Here is a 22,328-nt window from a genome sequence, read left to right as displayed (position 1 = left end):
TTAAATGAGGTAAAATAATGAAAATACTATTTATTACAAATCTATTACCATATCCTCTTGATAATGGGGGGAAAATTAAAAGTTATAATACTTTAGAGATGTTATCAGAGGAAAATGACGTAGATATATTTTCTTTTTATGAAAGTAGAAAAGAATTAGATTCGTTAAAATATATGAAGTCTAAATTTAATAACGTACATATTATAGAGAAGCCACTAACAACAAGTAAGAATATTAAAAAAATGATATTTATAGCATTTAGAAGTTTATTTAATAAATTACCATTTGTTCTTTTAAAATTTAAGGATAATAATATGAGCCAGTTATTAAAGAAGGAAATTAGTAAAAATAAATATGATTTAGTATATATTGATCATCTACAATTAGGTGTATATTGGGATATTTTAAAAATGTGTAATTGTCCAATATATTTAGATGAACATAATTGTGAAAGTCAAATTTTAAAGAGAAAGATTAAATCTGGAGAAAATATTTTAAAAAACTGCTTTATTAGACTTGAGTATAAAAAATTAAAGAATTTTGAAGATAAAATTGTGAAGAAATGTGATAAAGTAATTGTTCTATCAGAAGAAGACAAGAAGTGTTTAATGAATGGAGTAGATGTTAATAAGAATAAGTTTACTGTAATACCTATTCCAATTCAAGCGGATTTTATGAAAACAATAGGATCTAGAATCAATAATAAAAAAACGCTTAATATAATGTTTTTAGGTACTTTAACGTGGTTTCCTAATTCTCAAGGGATAGAATGGTTTGTTGACAAAGTTATACCTAAATTGGAACAGACTAATTCTAATTATAAATTATTTATAGTGGGAAAGGATCCTAGTGAATCATTAATGAATAAATGTAAGCAAAATAATAAAATTATTGTAACAGGTTACGTTGATGATGTTAATGAATACATAGAAAAATGTGATATTATGATTGTTCCTATATTCGTAGGCAGTGGAATGCGAGTTAAGATATTAGAGGGATTAGGAAAACGAATTCCAATAATATCAACACAAATTGGTGCTGAAGGTATAGATGTAGAGAATGAAAAAGATATTTTATTGGCAGAAAATGAACAAGAGTTTATAAACAGTATTGTAAAATTAACAGATAATGAATTATATTCAAGTATTCAAAAAAGTGGCAGAAAACTTTTTGATTCAAAATATTCTATTGAGGCTGTTATAACTAACTACAAAAGATTAGTTTTAAATGACAAGGAGTTGAAAAAAAATGAATAATACTCCATTGGTTTTTATAATTTTAGTGAATTATAAAGGTGTAGATCATACAATCGAATGTATAAAAAGTTTAAATGAAATAACATATTCAAACTATAAAATTATAGTTGTGGACAATGATTCACAAGATAATAGTGTAAATAAGTTAAAAGAATATAAAAAAAATTTTATTTTAATTGAAAATAAAATTAATACAGGATTTGCAGGAGGAAATAATTTAGGAATTAATTATGCAATAAAAAATAATGCAGACTATGTTCTTTTATTAAATAATGATACAACAGTTGAACCTAATTTTCTTGATGAGTTGATAAATAAAACTAGCCCTGAGATAGGAATAAATATAGGGAAAATATTATTTTATTACGATAAAAGTATGCTTTGGTATGCAGGTGGAAGGATAAATGCATTAAAGGGATGCACAGATGTAAATGGATTTGAAAAAGATAATGGTCAATATGATGAAGAGAAATATGTAACTTTTGCAAGCGGATGTTGTATGCTAATTAGTAAGGAAGTATTAAATAAAGTTGGTATGCTAATGGAAGAGTATTTTCTCTATTTTGAAGATACCGATTATTGTGCTAAGGTGTTGAATAATGGATATAAAATTTTATATTGTCCAAAATCAGTTATTTATCATAAAGAATCTGTTAGTACAGTTAAGGAATCTTTTAATTTTTTATATTATATTACAAGAAATAGGCTTTATTTTATAAAAGATAATATAAAAGGAATAAATAAAATATTATCTTTTATTTATTCCTTCATATTTATTTTTACTAAAGCAATTATAAAGAACCAGGATAAAAAACCTATATTATGTGCATATAAGGATTTTTTTAGGAAGAAAAAAGGAAAGTTAATAATTTAATGGAATAGAAATATATCTATATTCTTTACATGTTTTATTAAAATGTTTATTTGAAAAACTAAATAAATTAAGGATAAAGGAAGTATAAATATGCGATTTGTAACTATGTTTCCAGAAACGAAAAATATACATCTAACGAAAGATGTTGGGATGATACCATTTATTATGTATAAAAAATTTGGATATGATTCAACAATAGTATGCTATAAAAATGGAAAGTATGATTATTTAAGGGATGAGGTTAAAGGATTAAAAATTAACTTTATAAAAAAATATACTGGTAAATCTATTATAGATGGAGCAATATATCTATTGGGTAATGCAAAGAAAATTGATGTATTACATTTATTTCATTTAGGTAAAAGAGAAATCGTATGGATAAATTTATATAAGATTCTAAATAAAAATGGAAAAGTATATCTTAAGTTTGATGCTGATTATAAAATAAAAAAAGCGATAAATCCATCTATGAATACATTAAAATCAAAAATAAAGAATATAACTTTAAGAAAATGTAAATTAACAAGTGTAGAAACACTTAATATATATAAATTTTTAAGAGAAGAATGGAAAATAAACGTAGAACATATACCTAATGGTTTTTATGATTATGGCAAAAAAGAAATAGTGCAGTATACTAATAAAGATAATATTATACTAACAGTAGGTAGAATAGGATCTTATCAAAAAGCAACGGAAATATTATTAGAAGGTTTTAGATTGGCTTCAAGTGGGTTAAATAATTGGAGATTAAGGATTGTAGGACCTATAGAGGAATCATTTAAAGATTACATGAATAAGTTTATCACGAAAAATCCTAATTTAAAAGAAAAAATAGAGTTTACTGGTGCAATATACAATAGAAAAAAATTGGAAGAAGAATATAGAAAAGCAAAAATATTTTGTTTAACTTCTAGGTATGAAGGGTTTCCGTTGGTTTTTTTAGAAGCAATAAAGCATGGATGCTATATTATATCATCTGATTTTGATGCTGCATATGACATAACTAATAATGAAAAATATGGTGATGTATTTACTATAGATGATGTAAATGAGTTATCAATATGTTTAACTAAGGATTGCAATCAAGAGCAAAAGTTAAGAGAAAATTGTTATAAAATTCAAGAATATAATTATGAAGAATTCTATTGGCCTATAATTTGTGAAAAAATTCATCATCTAATTAATTAGTAGAAAGTACAGAAAGAAAATTGTTCAATCTTTATCATTTGGATAAAGTTTGAATAATTAATATTTAAGTTATTTTAAAAAATGTGTAAAATATTACAATACGGCATAGATGAGCGTAATAAATTTTATATTGTAGTAATTTAGAAAGAATTAAAAATGAAAATATGATTGTTGTATTGAACAAAATGGGTTTTTATTCATTTTGTTCAATACAACAATCATATTAAGGAGAAAGTAACATGGATAAAAAACTGTTAAAATATATAATAATATTTAATCCATTTTTGGATATAATATATTCTGTTATAAGTAAAACAGGCGTAACCTTACCTATTAATCAAGTGGTAAGGATTTTAATTATGGCATATTTATTTTTTCGATTCACAAATAATAAAGATAAGATTTTTGTTATTCTTATTGCTATATTATTTGGAATAGGGGAAGTAACTTATATATACACTAATGGAACATCTGTTTTTACTGATATTCAATACATCACTAAAATATTGTATTTTATTATAGTAATTTATGCATTTAGAAGTATTTTATCCAAGCATATTTTAACGATAGATGAAATATTAAACTATATTATACTATCATCTTGTATTATTGTAGCAAGTATAATATTGAGTGTATTTGGAATTGGATTTCATACTTATTTTGACGGAAGGTTTGGTTATAAGGGATTTTTTACTGTACAGAATGCAGTTACAGCTACACTGATAGTAACTACTCCATTAAATATTTTTCTATATGAAAAATTTAAATATAAAAAATATTTAGTGAGTTTTATTTTATCAGCTATATCATTATGCCTAATTGGGACTAAGGCAGGGATAGTTGGGGGTGTAGGAAGTATAGTAGTAGTTTATTTGATTTTTTTATTTAAAATGAAATTCACTTATATTAAAATTATTTTAGGTCTTTTTTCAATAGCAACAATTATTTCCTTTAGTTATTTTAAACAAGAACTATTTATTAATGTCTATAATGTTATGGTAGAAAAGATTTATTCTTGGGGGGAAAATAATGTATATAGTTATATTGTTTCAAACAGAAATTTGCAGGTATCATATGTAGAACAGTATATTAGTACTTATTATAAACAAAATCCACTTTTATTTTTTGGAATAGGTTTTACCAATTGCAATAATATATTGCAATTACATTCGTTTGATATAATAGAGATGGATTTTAATGGAATATTATATTACTCAGGCATATGGATATTTATTGTGATTTTTTCTATAATAACAAAAAAAATATTAGTTTTACTTAAATATTTTTTTGAATCAAAACTATCAATTCAATATTATACTTTGTTATTAAGTATAATAGGTGGAACAATACATTCATTTTGGGGAGGACATGTAATTTATGAAGCAATGACGAGTTTATATTATGGGATAGCTCTAATAATTCCAGCTATTTTGTATCAAGACATAAAAATTGAGAGAACAGCATGTTGTAAACCAATAGATTAATGTTTGAAGTCGGATTTAAATTAGGAAAAATTCGTTAATTTATAAATTAATATCGTATAATGGTAAAAATTATTATAAAAAATTTAATACATAAGTTATCAGAGAGTTTTTTATCAGTAAGAAATATCTATTAAATTTAGGAGAATACGAATGAGAAACATTAAATTAAACAAAGTAGTAAGAAATTTTATATCATTAACTTTTGCTAATGTATTAGGTCAAGTATTAATGTTTATATCAGTAGTATATACAGCAAAATATTTTGGTCCAGATAATTTTGGAATAATAAATTTTTCGAATACTATTATTACATACTTTACAGCGTTAGCAAGCTTTGGATTACAATCACTTTGTGTATTAGAAATTGCTAAATCCAAAAAGAATAATGATTATAAAATTAATACTATCCTTAGTTTGAAATTAATTCTTGCAACAATTGTATATATTTTAGTTATTATACTTGCTATTTTTATAAATAAAAGTATAGTATATAAACTTAATATATTATTTTATGGTTTATCTATCTTTCCAAATGCGATTTATGTAGACTGGATATTTAATGCTAATGAAGAGATGCAATATAATTCTCGTTCAATAATTATAAAGAATCTTGTGTATTCTGTTGTGGTTATAATAGCATTAAGGTTTTTTAATATAACTAATTTATATTATTTAGCTGTATTTATGTTTTTAGCAACATTAATTAGCAGTTTATACTTGCTTAAAATAGCTAAAAGGCATTATAATATGAATTTTAAATTCATAATTAATTTTAAAGAATATAAAAGACTTATTTTGAATTCGTGGCCATTTTTCTTTTCAGGCATTTTTGCTACTATTAATTCTACTATAGCAACACTAATGCTTGGATTTATGAGAACAGATTATGAAATAGGAATATATAATTCTGTGTATAAAATTGTTAATGTTTTTATAATGATAGCTGGAATTTTATTTACTCCAGTATATCCATCATTAATTAGATATTATAATGAAAAACAGATTGATAAATTAAGTACACTTGTAAATAATTTAAGAAAAATAGTATACATAATATCTATACCTATATTATGTGTAGCATTTATATTAAATAAAGAGATTATACTTACTTTATATGGTGACAAATATAAAGACGCATATATTGTTTTAACTATATTATTTATTTATGTTGCATTATTATATATTAGAGAAATTTATGGATATGAATTGAGTGCTTGGAATTTGCAGAAGAAATATATGAAAGTTGTTTTGTTATCATCAATTTACAATATTATATCAAATTTTGCATTTATTAAATATTATGGTATAGAAGGGGCTGCTGTCAATACATTAATAAGTGAAATTATTAATGTGGTGCTTATGTTTAAGATAAGCAGAAATGTTGTAAAAATAAAATATGAAAATAAATTCATAGCAAAGATATTAGTTAGTTCACTTGGCATGAGTGTAATTATATTAATATGTAAAATAGTCACTTATAATGCAATTATTTTATCTATAATAGGAGGAGGAATTTATTTTTGTTTATTATTTATTACTAATACAATTAGTATTAGTGAAATAAAAGAAAATGTTTTAACAAAATAGTTGAATAATTACTAATTTTTAATTAATACTAATAGTATTAATTAAAAATTAGTAATATAAGTATATTTTTAATTTTTACATGCGTTTTGACAAAGTTTTATGTGTTTATTTTAGGGAACATTATTAATATAAGTGTTAATCAATTATTTTTTGGGGGGAGTGATTTAATTAATCAATATAGAAGGGAAGAGTAAGTGTATTGAAAAAAATAATTTTGGCGGGAGCCTCTCTTAATTCTGGAAACAGGGGAGTAAATGCTTTAACTAGAGGACAAATAATGTTGATATGTGATAAATATGGATATGATAGTGAAATAGAAATATTATCATATACAGTAAAAGATGAAATAATAAATAAAATAATTTACAATAATAAGGAAATAATAGTTAAGGAAACTCCGTGTAGTAAAAATGAACTTATTGTAGCATATATCGAGAGCATTGGTTTTGGAGAAAATTATATATTAAAAAAAATTAAATTAGCAGATATGGTTTTTGATATAAGTGAAGGCGATAGTTTTAGTGATATATATGGAACTAAGAGATTTATTCAACATTCAATAATAAAATTAATAGCAATTAATGTCAAAACAAAGATAGTTATTATGCCACAAACTTTAGGCCCATTTAATAGAAACTGGGTAAAAATAATAGCAAGAAAAATATTAAATAAAGCTGATAAAGTTTTTGTAAGGGATGAAATAAGTAAAAAAGTTGCAACAGAAGAATTACAAATTCAACGTGATATAAAGTATATTCCAGACTTAGCTTTTTATATGAAATGTGATGAAAAAACCTTTATAGATAAGTTTATAAGTGATAAAAAAAAGATAAAGGTGGGAATCAATGTAAGTGCTTTATTGTATAATGGTGGATATACTAAAAACAACATGTTTAATTTAAAAGCAAATTATAAGAAGTTAGTAACTTCATTAATTGAAAAATTTGCAAATATGAATGATGTTGAAGTGATTTTAATACCTCATGTAATGACGAAAAATTTTGAGGTTGAAGATGATTTTAGTGTTTGTAAAAAAATAGCTAATGATATAAGTAAAAAAATACGAACAGATATAAAAACAATAGATAAATATTATAGAGAAGATGAAATAAAGACAATAATCAGCGGATGTGATTTTTTTATAGGGAGTAGAATGCATGCGTGTATAGCAGCAATTTCAACAAAAGTGCCAACGGCTCCCATTGCATATAGTAGAAAGTTCATAGGTATATGGGAGAAAATAGAATTAGGAGATTGTGTTTTAGATCCTAAAAATGAAAGTGAAAATGAGATAATAGAGAAAATTATAAAAATATATAATAATAGAAGTAGAATTAAGGAAGTGCTTGAATTACAAATACCTTTATTAAAAAGTCAAATTGAGAATATTCCATATATAATTGAACAGAAATAATTTTTATAATATATATTTTGTATTAAGTTATTTATTAATTAGTTTAAAATTAAATTTACATTACAAAATATATATTAAAATTTAAAGGAGTGGTGGTAGTATGAAGGGAATTATTTTAGCAGGTGGATCAGGAACGCGACTATATCCAGTAACAAAAGCAATGTCAAAACAAATGGTGCCAATATATGATAAACCAATGATATATTATCCAATGTCAGTTTTGATGCTTGCTGGAATAAAAGATATTTTGATTATATCTACCCCAAGAGATATAGTTAATTTTAAAGAATTATTTAAAGATGGACAAGAATTAGGATTGAATATTGAATATGCTATTCAAGAAAATCCTAATGGTTTAGCGGAAGCATTTATTATTGGAGAAAAATTTATAGGTGATGATAATGTAGCTATGGTTCTTGGAGATAATATTTTTTATGGACAAAGTTTTACAGAACATTTAAGAAAAGCTGCAAGCTTAGAAAATGGAGCGTATGTATTTGGCTATTATGTTCAAAATCCAAAAGCATTTGGTGTAGTTGAATTTGATTCCAATAACAAGGTTATTTCTTTGGAGGAAAAACCAGAAAATCCAAAGTCTAAGTATGCAGTTCCAGGACTTTATTTTTATGATAATTCAGTAGTTGAAAAGGCTAAATCTTTGAGGCCTTCACCAAGAGGGGAACTTGAAATAACTGATTTAAATAAATCATATATGCAAGAGGGATCATTAAAAGTTCAATTACTAGGTAGAGGAATGGCATGGCTTGATACAGGAACTCATGCATCTATGCTTCAAGCTTCTAATTTTGTTGAGGCAGTTCAAAATACTCAAGGTACATATATAGCATGCCTTGAAGAAATTGCGTACAGAAAAGGATGGATAACTTCAAAACAAGTGATTGAACTTGCTAAACCATTAATGAAAACTGGTTATGGGAAATATCTAATGGATATAGTAGATGAGGTTGAAAAATCTAAAAAAGAAGTAGCAGTAACAGTAAAGTAGAGGTGTGAATATGGGGAATTTTAATTTTAATAAAACAAAGATTGATGGAGTTTACATAATAGAACCTAAGGTTTTTGGTGATAACAGAGGCTATTTTATGGAAACTTATAATAAAGAACATTTTCAAGAAGCTGGACTTAATATGACTTTTGTTCAAGATAATGAATCAAAATCAAGTAAAGGAGTACTTAGGGGACTTCATTTTCAAAGAAAACATAGTCAAGGAAAACTTGTTAGAGTAACTAAAGGTGAAGTTTTTGATGTAGCTGTTGATTTAAGAACTGGATCTCCTACTTATGGTGAGTGGGAAGGTGTTGTTTTAAATGATGAAAATAAAAAGCAATTTTATATTCCAGAAGGTTTTGCACATGGTTTTTTAGTATTATCAGATGAAGCAGTATTTAATTACAAATGTACAGATTTATATGCACCAGAATATGATGGCGGAGTTATGTGGAATGATCCAGATATAAACATAAAGTGGCCAGTAGATGGAATAGAAAACATACTTTTATCGGAAAAGGATAAGGTACATCCAAGCTTAAAACAATTAGATTTAAGTGAATATGAAGATTTTATATATAAGAAATAAAGGAATATAAGTAGGGATTTTATTTAAACAAAGTTATTGTTAAAATAAAATAATCTCTATTTTCTTTTAACTAAATGTAAGGAGTAAATATATATGAAAATATTAATAACAGGATGTAAAGGTCAATTAGGGAATGAACTTCAAGAGATAATAAAGAGTGGAAAAGCAGAAATCGGTGAAGTTTCAGAAATTATAAAAAATTCAGAAGTTATAGCGCTTGATGTAGATAAACTCGATATAACAAATTTAACTCAAGTGAAAGAAATATTAAATGATTTAAGACCAGATGTAGTAATAAATTGTGCAGCAGCAACTAATGTTGATGGTTGTGAAAGTAATGAAGATTTTGCATTTAAGGTTAACTCAATTGGACCTAGAAATTTAGCTATGGCTTGTGAAAAAATTAATGCTAAATTAGTTCAGGTATCAACTGATTATGTATTTAGTGGAGTGGGAAATAAACCATTAACTGAATATGATTTAACAGCACCTTATAGTGTTTATGGAAAGACTAAGCTTTTAGGAGAACAATATGTGCAAAAATTTTGTTCAAAATCATTTATTGTTAGAACAGCTTGGCTTTATGGATATGTAGGGCATAACTTTGTTTATACTATGATGAAACTTGGAAAAGAAAAAGATATGCTTACAGTAGTTGATGATCAGAGAGGAAATCCAACTCATGCTAATGATTTGGCTTATCATATATTAAAGCTAATAGAAACACAAGAATATGGAGTATATCATTGCACTGGTAAAGGTGAATGTACTTGGTATGATTTTGCTAAAATGATAATTGAATTATCTAGAGAAAAGTGTGAAGTTAAGCCTTGTACATCAGAAGAATACAAAACACCAGCAAAGAGACCAGAATATTCATCACTTGATAATATGATGCTTAGAAATACTGTTGGTGATGAAATGAGAGAATGGAAAGAGGCAATTAAATCATTTATAGATAAATTAAATAAATAATGTAAGACAAAAAAGAACATGTTAAAATAGAAGGAAATACGTATTTGTTCTTTTTATAGGGGGCTTAAATAAAGGAGTTGTAATAATGAAAACATATTTAGTTACAGGCGGAGCAGGGTTTATAGGATCAAACTTTGTTTTATATATGTTAAATAAATACCAACATATTAAAATAGTTAACTTAGATAAATTAACTTATGCAGGAAACTTAGAAAATCTTAAATCAATCCAAAATGATGAAAGACATACATTTGTTCAAGGAGATATTTGTGATAAAGAATTAGTTTCTAGTCTTTTTGAAAAATATGATGTAGATTATGTTGTTCACTTTGCAGCAGAGTCACATGTTGATAGAAGTATAAAAGAACCAGAAGTATTTGCTAAGACAAATGTACTTGGTACAGTTAATATGCTTAATTGTGCAAAAAATGCTTGGGAAACAAAAGATGGATTTAAACAAGGTGTTAAATTCCTTCATGTATCAACAGATGAAGTTTATGGTTCATTAGGAGCAGAAGGCTTCTTTATGGAAACAACACCATTAGATCCTCACAGTCCATATTCATCAAGTAAAGCAAGTTCAGATTTAATGGTTAAGGCTTATTATGATACATATAAAATGCCTATAAATATAACTAGATGTTCAAATAACTATGGACCATTCCAATTTCCAGAAAAGCTAATTCCATTATTAATAAATAACTGTTTAAAACATAAGGATTTACCTGTATATGGTGATGGTATGAATATAAGAGATTGGTTATTTGTAGAAGACCATGCAAAAGCAATAGATATGGTTATTAACGATGGTAGACTTGGAGAAGTTTACAATGTTGGTGGACATAATGAAAGAACTAATATTCAAATAGTTAAAACAGTTATCTCTTATATTAATGAGAATGTAGATAAAGAAGTAACTGAAAACTTAATAAAATATGTTGAAGATAGAAAAGGACACGATAAAAGATACGGAATAGCTCCAGATAAAATAAAAGAAGAGTTAGGATGGTATCCTGAAACTGTTTTTGAAGTTGGAATAAAAAAAACTATCAAATGGTATTTAGATAATCAGGAATGGATGAAAAATGTTACTTCTGGTGATTATCAAAAGTATTATGAGAAAATGTACACAAATTCTACCATTCCAGAGGCCTAGAAATTTCTAGGTGCAATCACTACACTAAATTAAATGTTTCGTGTAGTGTTTTTTATATCATAAAAATTAATATAAAAGGTTTTAAGATAAAAGAGAAGAACAGCCAATTTAACTAAGCGTTCATTTCTACAATGATAACCTAAAATATCTAATAGCTGTAAAACATAAAAATAGGAATACAAAAGTTTTATACATATAAACGAATACAGGTTTTTCATTATCATAAGTAATTTCCATATTTTATGTTGGGCAATTTTCTACTGGTCAATGTGAAAATATATCTGTTTTTACTCTATCATCAGTATAAGGAGTAAATTTTATAGCTATTTGTAGAACACAAAAAATATTCTGTAATGAGGCAATATTATTCATGAAATACACAGGAAAATAGTAAAAAGTTATAATAAAGCTACTATTATTTGAATTTAAAAAGAAATTACAAAGGAGTAAAATAAAATGAATTTTAAAGAAAAGTACAATTATTGGTTAGAGTTAGACATAATAGATGAAAATATAAAGTCAGAACTTTTATCTATAGGGGATGAAAAAGAAATAGAAGATCGTTTTTATAAAGATTTAGAGTTTGGTACTGGTGGACTTAGAGGAATTATAGGTGCTGGAAGTAATAGATTAAATATATATACAGTTGGTAAGGTTACTGAAGGATTAGCTAGATATTTAGTTAATAAATATAAGGAAAACATATCAGTAACTATAGCGTATGATTCAAGAAATATGTCTATTGAGTTTTCAGAATATGCAGCTTTAGTTTTATGTGCTAACAATATAAAAGTAAACTTATTTGAAAGTTTAAGACCAACTCCTGAGTTGAGTTTTGCAGTTAGGGAATTAAAGAGTAATGCAGGAATCGTTTTAACAGCATCTCATAATCCAAAGCAATATAATGGTTATAAAGTATATGGAAATGATGGATGTCAAATAACAGATGAAGCTGCAAATGCTATAATTTCAGAAATAAATAATGTTGATTACATAGATGTAAAGAAAATTTCAAAAGAAGAAGCTGTTAATAAAAGTCTATTAAACATAATAGGAGAAGAAGTAGATAGAAAATATATTGATACTTTGAAATCTTATACTATAAGAAAAGATTTAGTTGAAAAACATGCTAAAGATTTAAAGATAATATATACTCCTATCCATGGAACAGGTTTAATGCCAATAAAGAGAATGTTAAAAGAGCTTGGATATGAAAATTTACATATAGTAAAAGAACAAGAAATTCCAGATGGAAATTTCCCAACTGCGCCATATCCTAATCCAGAGGATTCAAAGGTATTTGAACTAGCATTGAAAATGGCAGAGAAAGTTAATCCGGATATTATCTTTGGAACAGATCCAGATGCAGATAGAATTGGTGTTGTAGTTAAAGATTCTAATGGTGAATATAAAATATTAACAGGGAATCAAATTGGAGTTCTATTAACTCATTATATATTAGATGCATATAAGGAAGAAGAAAAATTACCTTCTAATGGTGCTATTGTTAAAACTATAGTAACTACAGAAATGGTAAAAGATATATGCAAGGAATGTAATGTAGAATTGTTTGATGTGTTAACTGGGTTTAAATATATTGGAGAAACTATAGGTAGATTTGAGAAAACTAATAGTAACACATTTATATTTGGTTTTGAGGAAAGTTATGGATGCCTTTTTGGAGATCATGCTAGAGATAAAGATGCAGTAGTAACAGCAGAGATGATATGTGAAATGACATTATATTATAAAAACAAAGGCTTAAGTTTATATGAAGGATTTATAAATCTTTGCAAAAAATATGGATATTATAAGGAAACACTTATTTCAATAGAACTTAAAGGAAAAGAAGGGCAAGAAAAAATAAGTAGTTGTTTAGAATATTTAAGAAATAATGAAATAGAAGATGTAAATGGTGTTAAAGTAGAAAACTTTTTTGATTATAAATTATCAAAAGCGAAAGATATGTGTAATGAAAAAATAAGCACTTTAACTTTACCTAAATCAAATGTATTGAAATATGTATTAAGTGATGGTTCATGGTTTGTTATAAGACCTTCAGGAACTGAACCTAAAATGAAGATATATGTAGCTGTTATAGGAAAAGACTTAGAAGATTCAGACGACAAATTAAAGAAATTTGAAGAAACAATAATGAAAAAGATTAATGAGATTTTAAAATAGTAAGGGAATCGCAAGGTTATTACTAGGATTTGTGACTAGCGAGTTCTGGAAAGTATTTCTCACAAAGGGGGCAGGTACTAGCATAAAATCACCAATTACAAAGATTGCACTAAAAGATTATTTAGTGCAATTTTTTTGTTAAGAGAGAGAATGTAGAATAACTTGTGTAAATTGAATATTTGATATGTTATGTAACTGAAAGTTTTATTTCCAGTTATATTTTTATCTTTATTTTGAAATACTAAAACTAAATAGTATGTTGATGAAACTAATAAGAGGAATTTATTATGCTATTCATTAGGCATTGTATTTGTTTCATTTTTTATAATTATTGGTTCTGCTTTTTTAATTCATATTTATTAATGTATCTTTCATTAATGATATATTTTGTACTTTTATGTAAAGCAAAAAAGCATACAAGATAAAAAAGAACGGTACTGTGTTTTTTAGTAGGTACTTACTACCATCTCGTAGGCCTGAAAATTTAAAAAGACCACTCACCAATAACTTGCTCCCCTTCAGCTAAAGATCTTTCTTCAACTTCATCACTAAAAAAACACAATAAATTATCCTCACTATCTTCATCTATAATATTAATTAAATTATTTATATTGCTGTTCTTATTTGATTTTTTTGTCTTTTTCCTTTGTAGCGTAATAGGAATATCATTATGTGAATCAGTATTATTACTACTGTTAGACTTATGCTTTATATTACTTACATTATTATGGGGTTTGCCAGAATCATCATCAATATAATTAGTTCCTAAATTATTCACAGTATAATTTTTAATATTAGTGTTTACTTCAGTTTGTAATTTATTTAGATTTGTTTTATTTTCAGTCTTGTTATCTTTATTGTCGATTATATTACATTTTTCAGATTCAATTTCAGAAACTTCCTTATTTTTGGTAGTTTTATCATTATTTTTATCATTTTCATTAACCTTGTATTTAATTTTATCATTAACTTTTATGTTTTGATGCTTTGCAAAATTTTTCACTCTATAAATCTTATTTTCGCTGAACTCAATCATTTCTAATTCTATTAATACATCTAATGCTAATTTGATTTGATCAATACTTCTATTAAATTCTATTGATAAAGTTTCTATTGTATATGGGATATTTTTTGAAAGATATAAATCACCTTCTAAGTTAACTTTTCCAGCTAAAATTACAAGTCTAGTCCAAACATAATGAATAAGATCTCTTTCAGGTTTCATATCTATTATTTTAAATTTAGTATCATCAAACATATCTACTCTGAATTTTACATATTTTCTTTCTCTCATATTTATCATTCCCCTTAATCTTTTTATTTTTTATATGTCTTGATTATTCTATGATCATAAAATAAACTTTTTTGAATATGTCTTATACTTAATATATACGCTTCACTAAATAAAATTTCAGTCAATTTAATAAATTTTTTTATATCAAAATATTACAAAAATCGATACTATAGATAAGATAAATTAATTCAATAAATTCACTGTGAATATGTATTAGAGAGGAATTGAAGCTTGTGTGTAAATTAAATCCAAAGATTGATTTTGCACTTTAGAAGTTTTTTGGAATGCAGGAAAATAAAAAGTTATTTTATCTTATTTTCATGGAACAAGTTGTAGTATATAATAATGTACATAGCTTCATAGAAAATTTATTTTGGTACTAGGTATGCTGTTAAGCATATGTTAAGATAAGAGACATACAATATATTTATATTATTAAGATTAAATATTTATATATAAAGAAAATTATAAGCAAAATATTAAAATACTTAGTTTTATGGAGGAGAGTTTAAAATGGCAAATAAAATAAGAAAAGCAATAATTCCAGCAGCAGGTCTTGGTACAAGATTCTTACCTGCAACTAAAGCTCAACCAAAGGAAATGCTACCTATAGTTGATAAACCTACTATTCAATATATTATAGAGGAAGCTATTCAGTCAGGAATTGAAGAGATTCTTATTATTACTGGAAGAAATAAGAAGTGCATAGAAGACCATTTTGATAAATCTGTTGAACTAGAGATGGAGCTTGCAAAGAATAATAAAGATGAATTATTAGAATTGGTTCAAGACATATCAGATATGGTTGATATTCATTATATAAGACAAAAGGAACCTAAGGGATTAGGCCATGCTATTCATTGCGCTAAGAGTTTTGTTGGGAATGAACCATTTGCAATTCTTCTTGGAGATGATATTGTATATAATGAAGAGAAACCTTGCTTAAAGCAACTTATTGATTGTTATGATGAATATAAGACAACTATATTAGGAGTTCAAAATGTTGCTCCTCAAAATGTATCTAAATATGGTATAGTTGATGGAATTGAGATAGAAGATAGAGTATGTAAAGTTAAGAGCTTAGTTGAAAAACCAAAAACTGAAGATGCACCATCTAACATTGCAATACTTGGTAGATATATAGTAACGCCTAAAATATTTGAAATATTAGAGGAAACTAAGCCAGGTAAAGGTAATGAAATTCAACTTACTGATGCATTATTAGAACTTGCTAAAAATGAAGCTATGTATGCTTATAACTTTGAAGGCAGAAGATACGATGTTGGAGATAAATTAGGATTTTTAGAAGCAACAGTAGAGTATGCTTTAAGAAAGCCTGAACTTAAAGATGATTTTATGGAGTATTTAAAAAATATAATATAATTAGAAGAGTTAGATATAGCATAATTTCGTAAATAAAAAATTGGAAGTACAGATAAGATTATTTATGTAAGTCAGTTATGAAATTCTGACTTGCATATTTAAGGTTAAAAAAATTATGGATATAGGCATGGCACTAAATTTAGGTTTGGTGCTATTTTTGTGTTTAAGAAAAGTATGTTATGGAATATAATATAAGTAACAGAAGAAACGAAATTGAATCTAGTTAAATGATAAAGATAATGTAATCACAATATATTTCACAACTTTATATAATTAAGATGACAGACATTTAGAAGAGGTGAAATAATTATGAGAAAATATTATTATTTAATAGTAGGTTTAGGACTTCCAAGGGGTGATAAATTTGAATTTAGAACAAAAGATTGTTGATGAAATAGTGATTATATGTCATAAATATGAATATATTAGTAAAGTCATTCTTTTTGGATCAAGAGCACGAGGTGATAATTCATTTAAAAGTGATATTGATTTAGCTGTATATTGTGACAACTCAATAGCAGATTTTATTGAAGATGTTGAGATGAATACTACAACTTTATTAGAGTTTGATTTTTCAGATATGAAAGATATACATGATTACTTATTTATAGATCAAGTAAAAAAAGAAGGAGTAGTTATTTATGAGAAGCATTGATTTCAAATATATGAACTTAAAAAAAGCTTATGACAGACTTGTTGAAGTAAGTAAGCTATATGATGGAAAGAACGATATAATAAGAGACAGCTTAATCCAAAGATTTGAATTTACATATGAGCTTACTCATAAAGCACTCAGAGAATTTATGAAATATTTAGGCGTAACTCTTGAAAATTCATTTCCACGTACAATATACAAAAAAGCATATGTAAATAATTTAATATCTGATGATAAAGTTTGGATTAGTTTATTAGAAGATAGAAATTCTACATCACATATATATAATGAAAATTTAGCAAATGAAATTGCAAATAGAATAGTAAATGAATATGTTAAGGCAATAGGAGAGTTAGTTGAGAATTTAGGAAATTTAATATAATGTGTATTTTGTATATTTAGCGGATAATTTAAAATAATCGGAGGAAATTATAGTGAAAAAGATTGTTATACTTTTATGCATATTTTGGATTGGATTTATATTTTATATGTCAAGTAATAATGGAGAAATCTCACATGAACAAAGCACAAAAGTAGTTGATTTAATTGAAAATAAAGCGGCAAGTCAAAATTCTAATGTAACTACTAACACTAATAAAAATACTGTTCAGACACAGCAATTAAAAGATAATAAATTAGATCATATAGTTAGAAAGAATGCTCATGCATTTATGTATATGGTATTAGCTATTTTAGTAAGCGGTATGTTTTTTAGATTTAATAAAAAGGGTAAAGGTATAATAATTTACATATTATTTATATGCTTATTCTATGCTGTAACTGACGAGTTCCATCAATCATTTGTACCAGGTAGAACATCATTAGTTAGTGATATTCTAGTAGATTTCGGAGGAGCTTTAATAGGACTGACTTTATTTTATTTAATGTATTACAAAATCTATCCAAGATTTATATCTAATAAAAAATAGATTTTTTAGAGTGATTTATTAGTTTTATAATTAAAAATAATAGACCAGTATGCTTGCATATTTTGGTCTATTATTTTTTTGACGACTATATACGACAAATATTACATATATATTATATATTTTCATATAAAGCCTAATTTTTTATAGAATAAAATTAATTATTTTAAAAAATATTTATAAAAAGTATAGTATAATATGATTAATAAAACAATTTAATTATATAAATTAAAAGGGGATAGAATGAAATGCAAATGAAAAAATTATTATCAATTGGTGTTATAAGTTTAACAATAGCTTCTAGTACTTGTGTGGGAGTGTTTGCTGCAAATAATATATTAAGCAATGAGCAAAAATCAGCAATACAAGGAATAATAAGGACGTATTATGCTGGTGGAAATCCAATAAGCAATTTAAATGTTAATAAAGATACAAAAGTTAGTGATATTGTTAATCAAGATTCTGATTATTATAAAAAAATTGAAGGAAAATTAAATTCATATGATGAAGGAAGTATTCTTGTTGATTCTATTAAAGATGGAGCTAGCATTGGTGAAATTTTAAATTCTTCTTTAATTTATGCTAGTTTAAATCAAGGTAATTTTAATACTTATAAAGCAATGGCTACTGATGTTGCAAATCAATTAATGGATATTGATAATACTACAGATCCTTCTACAAGATCAATTAAGGAACAAAAAGCTGCTGATATGATTAAAGCGTCTTATGGTGAGGTTAAGTTCGGAAAAAATAGTTTAGGGAAAACAACTGTGTCTCTTGAAAAAGATAATAAAATAATACTTCAAATGGATTCTGATAATGGGAATAAATTAATTGATATACTTAATTCATTTAATAGTTATGATGAGCTTAAATCTTATTTAACAGAATTAGGAGTTAATGTATAGTTAATCAATATATTTTAATTTACGAGGAAATTTTAATGAAGTTAAAACTGTCAATAACTTTAAAAGAACGTAGAAACACATAGTCTGCTAAGCAGATTTTCGTGTGAAAAGTTATTGAGAGTTTAATCCTAATTAAGGAGGGATTAGCAGGCTAAATGAAAAGAAGAAAAAAATATATAAATATAATTGCTCAAATATTGTTAGTTATTAGTATTATGCTTTCAGTGTTAGCTATATTTATTAATAGTATTGTATTGAATAAAAATACATATTTAAATATTCTAAGCAAAGAGGGGACTTATGCACAGATTAAACAATCTGTATATGACAAAATAGATACAGCAATAGGTTCTAAAAATATTGGTAATGATGTTAAAGAGCAAATAATAACAGAAGATGATATAAGAAACGAAGCAGATAATGTAATTACTGGTTTGGTGCAGTATTTAAAAACTGGAGAGAATAATGTAGCACCTATAAATACGGAAATATATAAACAGAGGATTACAAAAATTTTAAATACTATTGTAAATAATCTTGTAAGTCCATCAAAAGATGATTTATCGTTTAATAACAACATAGACATACAACCTACAAATGTATCATTTTATAAATACGAACCACAATCTGAAAAAGTGATATATATGAACAATGCATTACAATATGAAAATAAGAGGATAGATAGAAATAAATTAAGTTTTGATAACATGATGGTTGTTAAGGATAATTCAAAATATGGACAAGATTCAATATCTATGGAAAGACTGATGACTTCTAGTGAAGCACAATCTAAGATTAAAAGCATATTGAAAGAAAAAGGATTAACAGAAGAACAAGCAAGACAAAAAATGGCTGAAAAAGGTATCACGGACGAACAAGCTTTGAAGATATTGCAGGGGTATGGGATAACAATAGATGACGCACCACAATCTTCATCAAGTAACAATTCTTCTGCAACGACGTCTAAGGGTAGCCAAAGCAAAACTTCTCAGCAAACTGATAATGGTAATAATAATACTAATAGTTCTGTAACAACTTCAGATAATCAAAGTCAAACTTCTGGGAGTGTATCTAATGGAAATCAAAGTCAAACTGCTGACGGAACGTACAATAGTATGAACCAAGATTCTAGCAATGCTGAATTATCTGGACAAAATAATGAGAAAATTGGTAGTGTTCAAAATGATTCAAATGGAGAAAGTAAAGGCGTATCTTTTATAGATAAGTTAAAAGGTGAAATTATAAATTCAATAATAACTGATGACGGTACAAGTACTGACCAAAAATTAAATACTATAAAAAATACATTATTAGATGAAGTAGGAACTCGTATAGATAATGAGATTCAAAAAATAAATTTAAACAAATTAATGGAATCTAATAAATTACAAGCAGTAGCTAAAATAACATCAATCTTTTATAAAATGTTTTGGGCATTTATGATTATGCCTATTATATTGATTTTAGCTTTAATTAAATTAAATAATGGAAAAGTTTATCTAAGCTTAAGAAGTATAGGTAGTGCATTTTTGGTATCTGGATTGATTTTATTTACAGTGTTCTTTGGTGGATATATTTCAAAATTTTATGAAAACATCAATGTTAATACAGTTTATTTTAAGGATGTTATTGCTATTATAATGAAACATTTCTTAATAAACTTATGGGTAGCAGGAGTAATAACTTCAGTTATAGGTCTGTTATTACTTACACCAATGATAAAAAAGAATTTTATAAATAAAGTACGTTAATGATAATAAAAAAACGGGGAGTGTAAAATAATAATGAGAAGTTTTAAAATTAAAAAATTAGTTGCAGCAGCACTTGCAACTTTAACAATAGGTTCTGTATTTCAAACAGGTGCATATGCTAGTTGGAAACAAGACTGGCAAAATAATTGGAGTTGGAGTGAAAGTGGCAGAAATGCTGTAGGTTGGAAGCAAGTTGATGGGACTTGGTATAACTTTGATTCAGCTGGAAAGATGAAGACAGGCTGGGCAAATGATAATGGAACATGGTATTATTTACAATCATCAGGAGCTATGAAAACAGGTTGGGTGAATGATAATGGAACATGGTACTATCTACAATCATCAGGAGCAATGAAGACAGGCTGGGCAAATGATAATGGAACATGGTATTATTTGCAATCATCAGGAGCGATGAAGACGGGTTGGGCAAATGATAATGGAATATGGTATTATCTACAATCATCAGGAGCGATGAAGACAGGTTGGGCAAATGATAATGGAACATGGTATTATTTACAATCATCAGGAGCAATGAAGACAGGCTGGATGAATAATAATGGAACATGGTACTATCTACAATCATCAGGAGCTATGAAAACAGGTTGGATTAACGATAATGGAACATGGTACTTTGCAGATGTATCAGGAGCAATGAAAACAGGTGTAATTGAAGTAGATGGAAAAGTATATTGCTTAGCACAATCAGGAGCAATGCAAACAGGTAACGTTGTTATCAACGGTGTAACTTATACTTTTGATGCAAGTGGAGCAGCGATAGGTAATAATATACCTACTCCAACTTTAACATTTACATCTTCTGGAACTATAATAACTAAGAGCAATGATGGAAACTCATCAGGAGATGAAAATACGTCAAATAGTGGTGGAAGTTCATCAGGTAGCGGAGGCTCATCTTCATCTGGTAGTGGACATTCTTCAAGTGGTGGAAATTCATCAAATGGTGGAAGTACAGCATCAAAGACTTTCCAAGATATTATAGATAGCCAATATAGTGTAGATACGCAAATTACATTTAATGATTATAAAGCAGATGGAGTTATAAAACCTAAATTAAACTTTACTCCAGGTACAGAAACTGTAACAATAAATGGAGAAGAATGTATTGTTAAAAAAGATATTTATGTTACATTAAATGGAATGGATGCTTATATATCAGGAGATTTACAAAATGGATATACAGTTACAGGCAGTGGAGATTTTAATGTAAGAGCGTCTATATCTGTATTTTCAAAGACTACAGGAAAATTATATTATGTAACACCTAAAACATATACAATTACAGTATAATATCATTAAGGCACATTCAAAAAATAAAATTAAATAAATACATAGTAAAAGAAAATAATTTAAATTAGAAATATATAAAATTTAATCAAAAATAAAAAAATGAAAGCAGATGAAGAATATGATTACTTCATCTGCTTTCTTCATTTTGCCTAAATTACCTATACAAGATTATAGTAATATATTACAATGTTTAGGTATATGAAAATAAATAACAGGTCCAAAGTTGCTATGAATATTTTTCATCAGGCAAAGAGGCAAATCGTCCTTATAGCGGGTATATTAGGTTAATTTGCTCATGCGGAATGATGGAAAATAGTATGGTAAATGGACTTGTTATTTTTTGAATGTGCCTTAGAGCACAGTTTATTGTACTAGAAGGAGAAG

19 protein-coding genes are annotated in these 22,328 nt (G+C 26.2%); 18 read left to right on the top strand and 1 reads right to left on the bottom strand.

Annotated elements, in window-relative coordinates; all coding sequences use genetic code 11:
• Nucleotides 1-17: 17 nt before the first annotated feature.
• The 11 genes from CLSA_RS20370 (at nt 18) to CLSA_RS20320 (ending at nt 13,719) form a co-directional block, all read left to right on the top strand.
• Nucleotides 18-1,256, top strand: a complete 1,239-nt coding sequence (locus tag CLSA_RS20370; RefSeq protein ID WP_022750242.1) for a glycosyltransferase — start codon at nt 18-20, stop codon at nt 1,254-1,256.
• The gene (locus CLSA_RS20365) at nt 1,249-2,130 is read left to right on the top strand and encodes a glycosyltransferase family 2 protein (RefSeq protein WP_022750239.1); all 882 of its coding nucleotides are present in this window, start codon (nt 1,249-1,251) and stop codon (nt 2,128-2,130) included. Before CLSA_RS20370 ends, CLSA_RS20365 begins: the two co-directional genes overlap by 8 nt.
• A gap of 90 nt (nt 2,131-2,220) precedes the next feature.
• Nucleotides 2,221-3,321 (top strand): glycosyltransferase, encoded by a 1,101-nt coding sequence (locus CLSA_RS20360; RefSeq protein WP_022750235.1) that lies wholly within the window; start codon nt 2,221-2,223, stop codon nt 3,319-3,321.
• 239 nt (nt 3,322-3,560) lie between these two features.
• On the top strand, nt 3,561-4,805 hold the full coding sequence (locus CLSA_RS20355; RefSeq protein ID WP_022750234.1) for an O-antigen ligase family protein: 1,245 nt from the start codon (nt 3,561-3,563) through the stop codon (nt 4,803-4,805).
• Between the two features lie 150 nt (nt 4,806-4,955).
• Nucleotides 4,956-6,392: a flippase gene (locus CLSA_RS20350; protein WP_022750230.1), complete on the top strand. Its 1,437-nt coding sequence runs from the start codon at nt 4,956-4,958 to the stop codon at nt 6,390-6,392.
• Nucleotides 6,393-6,591: 199 nt separating this feature from the next.
• Nucleotides 6,592-7,806 (top strand): polysaccharide pyruvyl transferase family protein, encoded by a 1,215-nt coding sequence (locus CLSA_RS20345; RefSeq protein WP_022750226.1) that lies wholly within the window; start codon nt 6,592-6,594, stop codon nt 7,804-7,806.
• A 100-nt stretch (nt 7,807-7,906) separates the two neighbouring features.
• Nucleotides 7,907-8,812 carry a glucose-1-phosphate thymidylyltransferase RfbA gene (gene rfbA / locus CLSA_RS20340; RefSeq protein ID WP_022750222.1) on the top strand — a complete coding sequence of 302 codons (906 nt, stop codon included), beginning with the start codon at nt 7,907-7,909 and terminating at the stop codon, nt 8,810-8,812.
• Nucleotides 8,813-8,822: 10 nt separating this feature from the next.
• Nucleotides 8,823-9,404: a dTDP-4-dehydrorhamnose 3,5-epimerase gene (rfbC, locus tag CLSA_RS20335; RefSeq protein WP_022750218.1), complete on the top strand. Its 582-nt coding sequence runs from the start codon at nt 8,823-8,825 to the stop codon at nt 9,402-9,404.
• A gap of 93 nt (nt 9,405-9,497) precedes the next feature.
• The gene (rfbD, locus tag CLSA_RS20330) at nt 9,498-10,379 is read left to right on the top strand and encodes a dTDP-4-dehydrorhamnose reductase (RefSeq protein WP_022750216.1); all 882 of its coding nucleotides are present in this window, start codon (nt 9,498-9,500) and stop codon (nt 10,377-10,379) included.
• An 85-nt stretch (nt 10,380-10,464) separates the two neighbouring features.
• On the top strand, nt 10,465-11,535 hold the full coding sequence (gene rfbB / locus CLSA_RS20325) for a dTDP-glucose 4,6-dehydratase (RefSeq protein WP_022750212.1): 1,071 nt from the start codon (nt 10,465-10,467) through the stop codon (nt 11,533-11,535).
• A gap of 456 nt (nt 11,536-11,991) precedes the next feature.
• Nucleotides 11,992-13,719, top strand: coding sequence for a phospho-sugar mutase (locus tag CLSA_RS20320; protein ID WP_022750206.1), 1,728 nt, complete (start codon nt 11,992-11,994; stop codon nt 13,717-13,719).
• A gap of 484 nt (nt 13,720-14,203) precedes the next feature.
• Here CLSA_RS20320 and CLSA_RS20315 read toward each other — a convergent pair whose 3' ends face one another.
• Nucleotides 14,204-15,013: a phage replisome organizer N-terminal domain-containing protein gene (locus tag CLSA_RS20315; protein WP_022750204.1), complete on the bottom strand. Its 810-nt coding sequence runs from the start codon at nt 15,011-15,013 to the stop codon at nt 14,204-14,206.
• Nucleotides 15,014-15,526: 513 nt separating this feature from the next.
• Here CLSA_RS20315 and galU point away from each other — a divergent pair.
• From galU to CLSA_RS20280, 7 genes are all read left to right on the top strand, one after another.
• The gene (gene galU / locus CLSA_RS20310) at nt 15,527-16,396 is read left to right on the top strand and encodes a UTP--glucose-1-phosphate uridylyltransferase GalU (RefSeq protein WP_022750200.1); all 870 of its coding nucleotides are present in this window, start codon (nt 15,527-15,529) and stop codon (nt 16,394-16,396) included.
• A 355-nt stretch (nt 16,397-16,751) separates the two neighbouring features.
• A complete protein-coding gene (locus CLSA_RS20305) occupies nt 16,752-17,051 on the top strand; it encodes a nucleotidyltransferase domain-containing protein (RefSeq protein WP_022750196.1) in 300 nt (99 codons plus the stop codon).
• Complete coding sequence (locus CLSA_RS20300; RefSeq protein ID WP_022750192.1) at nt 17,038-17,433, top strand: HI0074 family nucleotidyltransferase substrate-binding subunit; 396 nt, start codon at nt 17,038-17,040, stop codon at nt 17,431-17,433. The genes CLSA_RS20305 and CLSA_RS20300 overlap by 14 nt, the downstream gene beginning before the upstream one ends.
• A 52-nt stretch (nt 17,434-17,485) precedes the next feature.
• Nucleotides 17,486-17,980 carry a VanZ family protein gene (locus tag CLSA_RS20295; RefSeq protein WP_022750189.1) on the top strand — a complete coding sequence of 165 codons (495 nt, stop codon included), beginning with the start codon at nt 17,486-17,488 and terminating at the stop codon, nt 17,978-17,980.
• Nucleotides 17,981-18,225: 245 nt separating this feature from the next.
• Entirely contained in the window at nt 18,226-18,885 is a 660-nt protein-coding gene (locus CLSA_RS20290; RefSeq protein WP_022750185.1) for a hypothetical protein, read from the top strand.
• 155 nt (nt 18,886-19,040) lie between these two features.
• Nucleotides 19,041-20,636, top strand: a complete 1,596-nt coding sequence (locus CLSA_RS20285; protein ID WP_022750182.1) for a hypothetical protein — start codon at nt 19,041-19,043, stop codon at nt 20,634-20,636.
• Nucleotides 20,637-20,669: 33 nt separating this feature from the next.
• Nucleotides 20,670-21,944 (top strand): N-acetylmuramoyl-L-alanine amidase family protein, encoded by a 1,275-nt coding sequence (locus CLSA_RS20280; protein ID WP_022750181.1) that lies wholly within the window; start codon nt 20,670-20,672, stop codon nt 21,942-21,944.
• The last annotated feature ends 384 nt before the right edge of the window (nt 21,945-22,328 follow it).

It is taken from the genome of Clostridium saccharobutylicum DSM 13864 (assembly GCF_000473995.1).
GTDB classification, from domain to species: Bacteria; Bacillota; Clostridia; order Clostridiales; family Clostridiaceae; genus Clostridium; species Clostridium saccharobutylicum.
The sequence above is the reverse complement of the archived record's forward strand: the minus strand, read 5'-3'. Positions and strand labels throughout refer to the sequence as shown.

What these genes read in the sequence shown, in the direction of transcription:
- CLSA_RS20370 (WP_022750242.1), top strand. Translation starts at nt 18, where the DNA reads ATGAAAATACTATTTATTACAAATCTATTACCATATCCTCTTGATAAT.
- CLSA_RS20365 (WP_022750239.1), top strand. Translation starts at nt 1,249, where the DNA reads ATGAATAATACTCCATTGGTTTTTATAATTTTAGTGAATTATAAAGGT.
- CLSA_RS20360 (WP_022750235.1), top strand. Translation starts at nt 2,221, where the DNA reads ATGCGATTTGTAACTATGTTTCCAGAAACGAAAAATATACATCTAACG.
- CLSA_RS20355 (WP_022750234.1), top strand. Translation starts at nt 3,561, where the DNA reads ATGGATAAAAAACTGTTAAAATATATAATAATATTTAATCCATTTTTG.
- CLSA_RS20350 (WP_022750230.1), top strand. Translation starts at nt 4,956, where the DNA reads ATGAGAAACATTAAATTAAACAAAGTAGTAAGAAATTTTATATCATTA.
- rfbA (WP_022750222.1), top strand. Translation starts at nt 7,907, where the DNA reads ATGAAGGGAATTATTTTAGCAGGTGGATCAGGAACGCGACTATATCCA.
- rfbC (WP_022750218.1), top strand. Translation starts at nt 8,823, where the DNA reads ATGGGGAATTTTAATTTTAATAAAACAAAGATTGATGGAGTTTACATA.
- rfbD (WP_022750216.1), top strand. Translation starts at nt 9,498, where the DNA reads ATGAAAATATTAATAACAGGATGTAAAGGTCAATTAGGGAATGAACTT.
- rfbB (WP_022750212.1), top strand. Translation starts at nt 10,465, where the DNA reads ATGAAAACATATTTAGTTACAGGCGGAGCAGGGTTTATAGGATCAAAC.
- CLSA_RS20320 (WP_022750206.1), top strand. Translation starts at nt 11,992, where the DNA reads ATGAATTTTAAAGAAAAGTACAATTATTGGTTAGAGTTAGACATAATA.
- CLSA_RS20315 (WP_022750204.1), bottom strand. Translation starts at nt 15,013, where the DNA reads ATGAGAGAAAGAAAATATGTAAAATTCAGAGTAGATATGTTTGATGAT.
- galU (WP_022750200.1), top strand. Translation starts at nt 15,527, where the DNA reads ATGGCAAATAAAATAAGAAAAGCAATAATTCCAGCAGCAGGTCTTGGT.
- CLSA_RS20300 (WP_022750192.1), top strand. Translation starts at nt 17,038, where the DNA reads ATGAGAAGCATTGATTTCAAATATATGAACTTAAAAAAAGCTTATGAC.
- CLSA_RS20290 (WP_022750185.1), top strand. Translation starts at nt 18,226, where the DNA reads ATGCAAATGAAAAAATTATTATCAATTGGTGTTATAAGTTTAACAATA.
- CLSA_RS20285 (WP_022750182.1), top strand. Translation starts at nt 19,041, where the DNA reads ATGAAAAGAAGAAAAAAATATATAAATATAATTGCTCAAATATTGTTA.
- CLSA_RS20280 (WP_022750181.1), top strand. Translation starts at nt 20,670, where the DNA reads ATGAGAAGTTTTAAAATTAAAAAATTAGTTGCAGCAGCACTTGCAACT.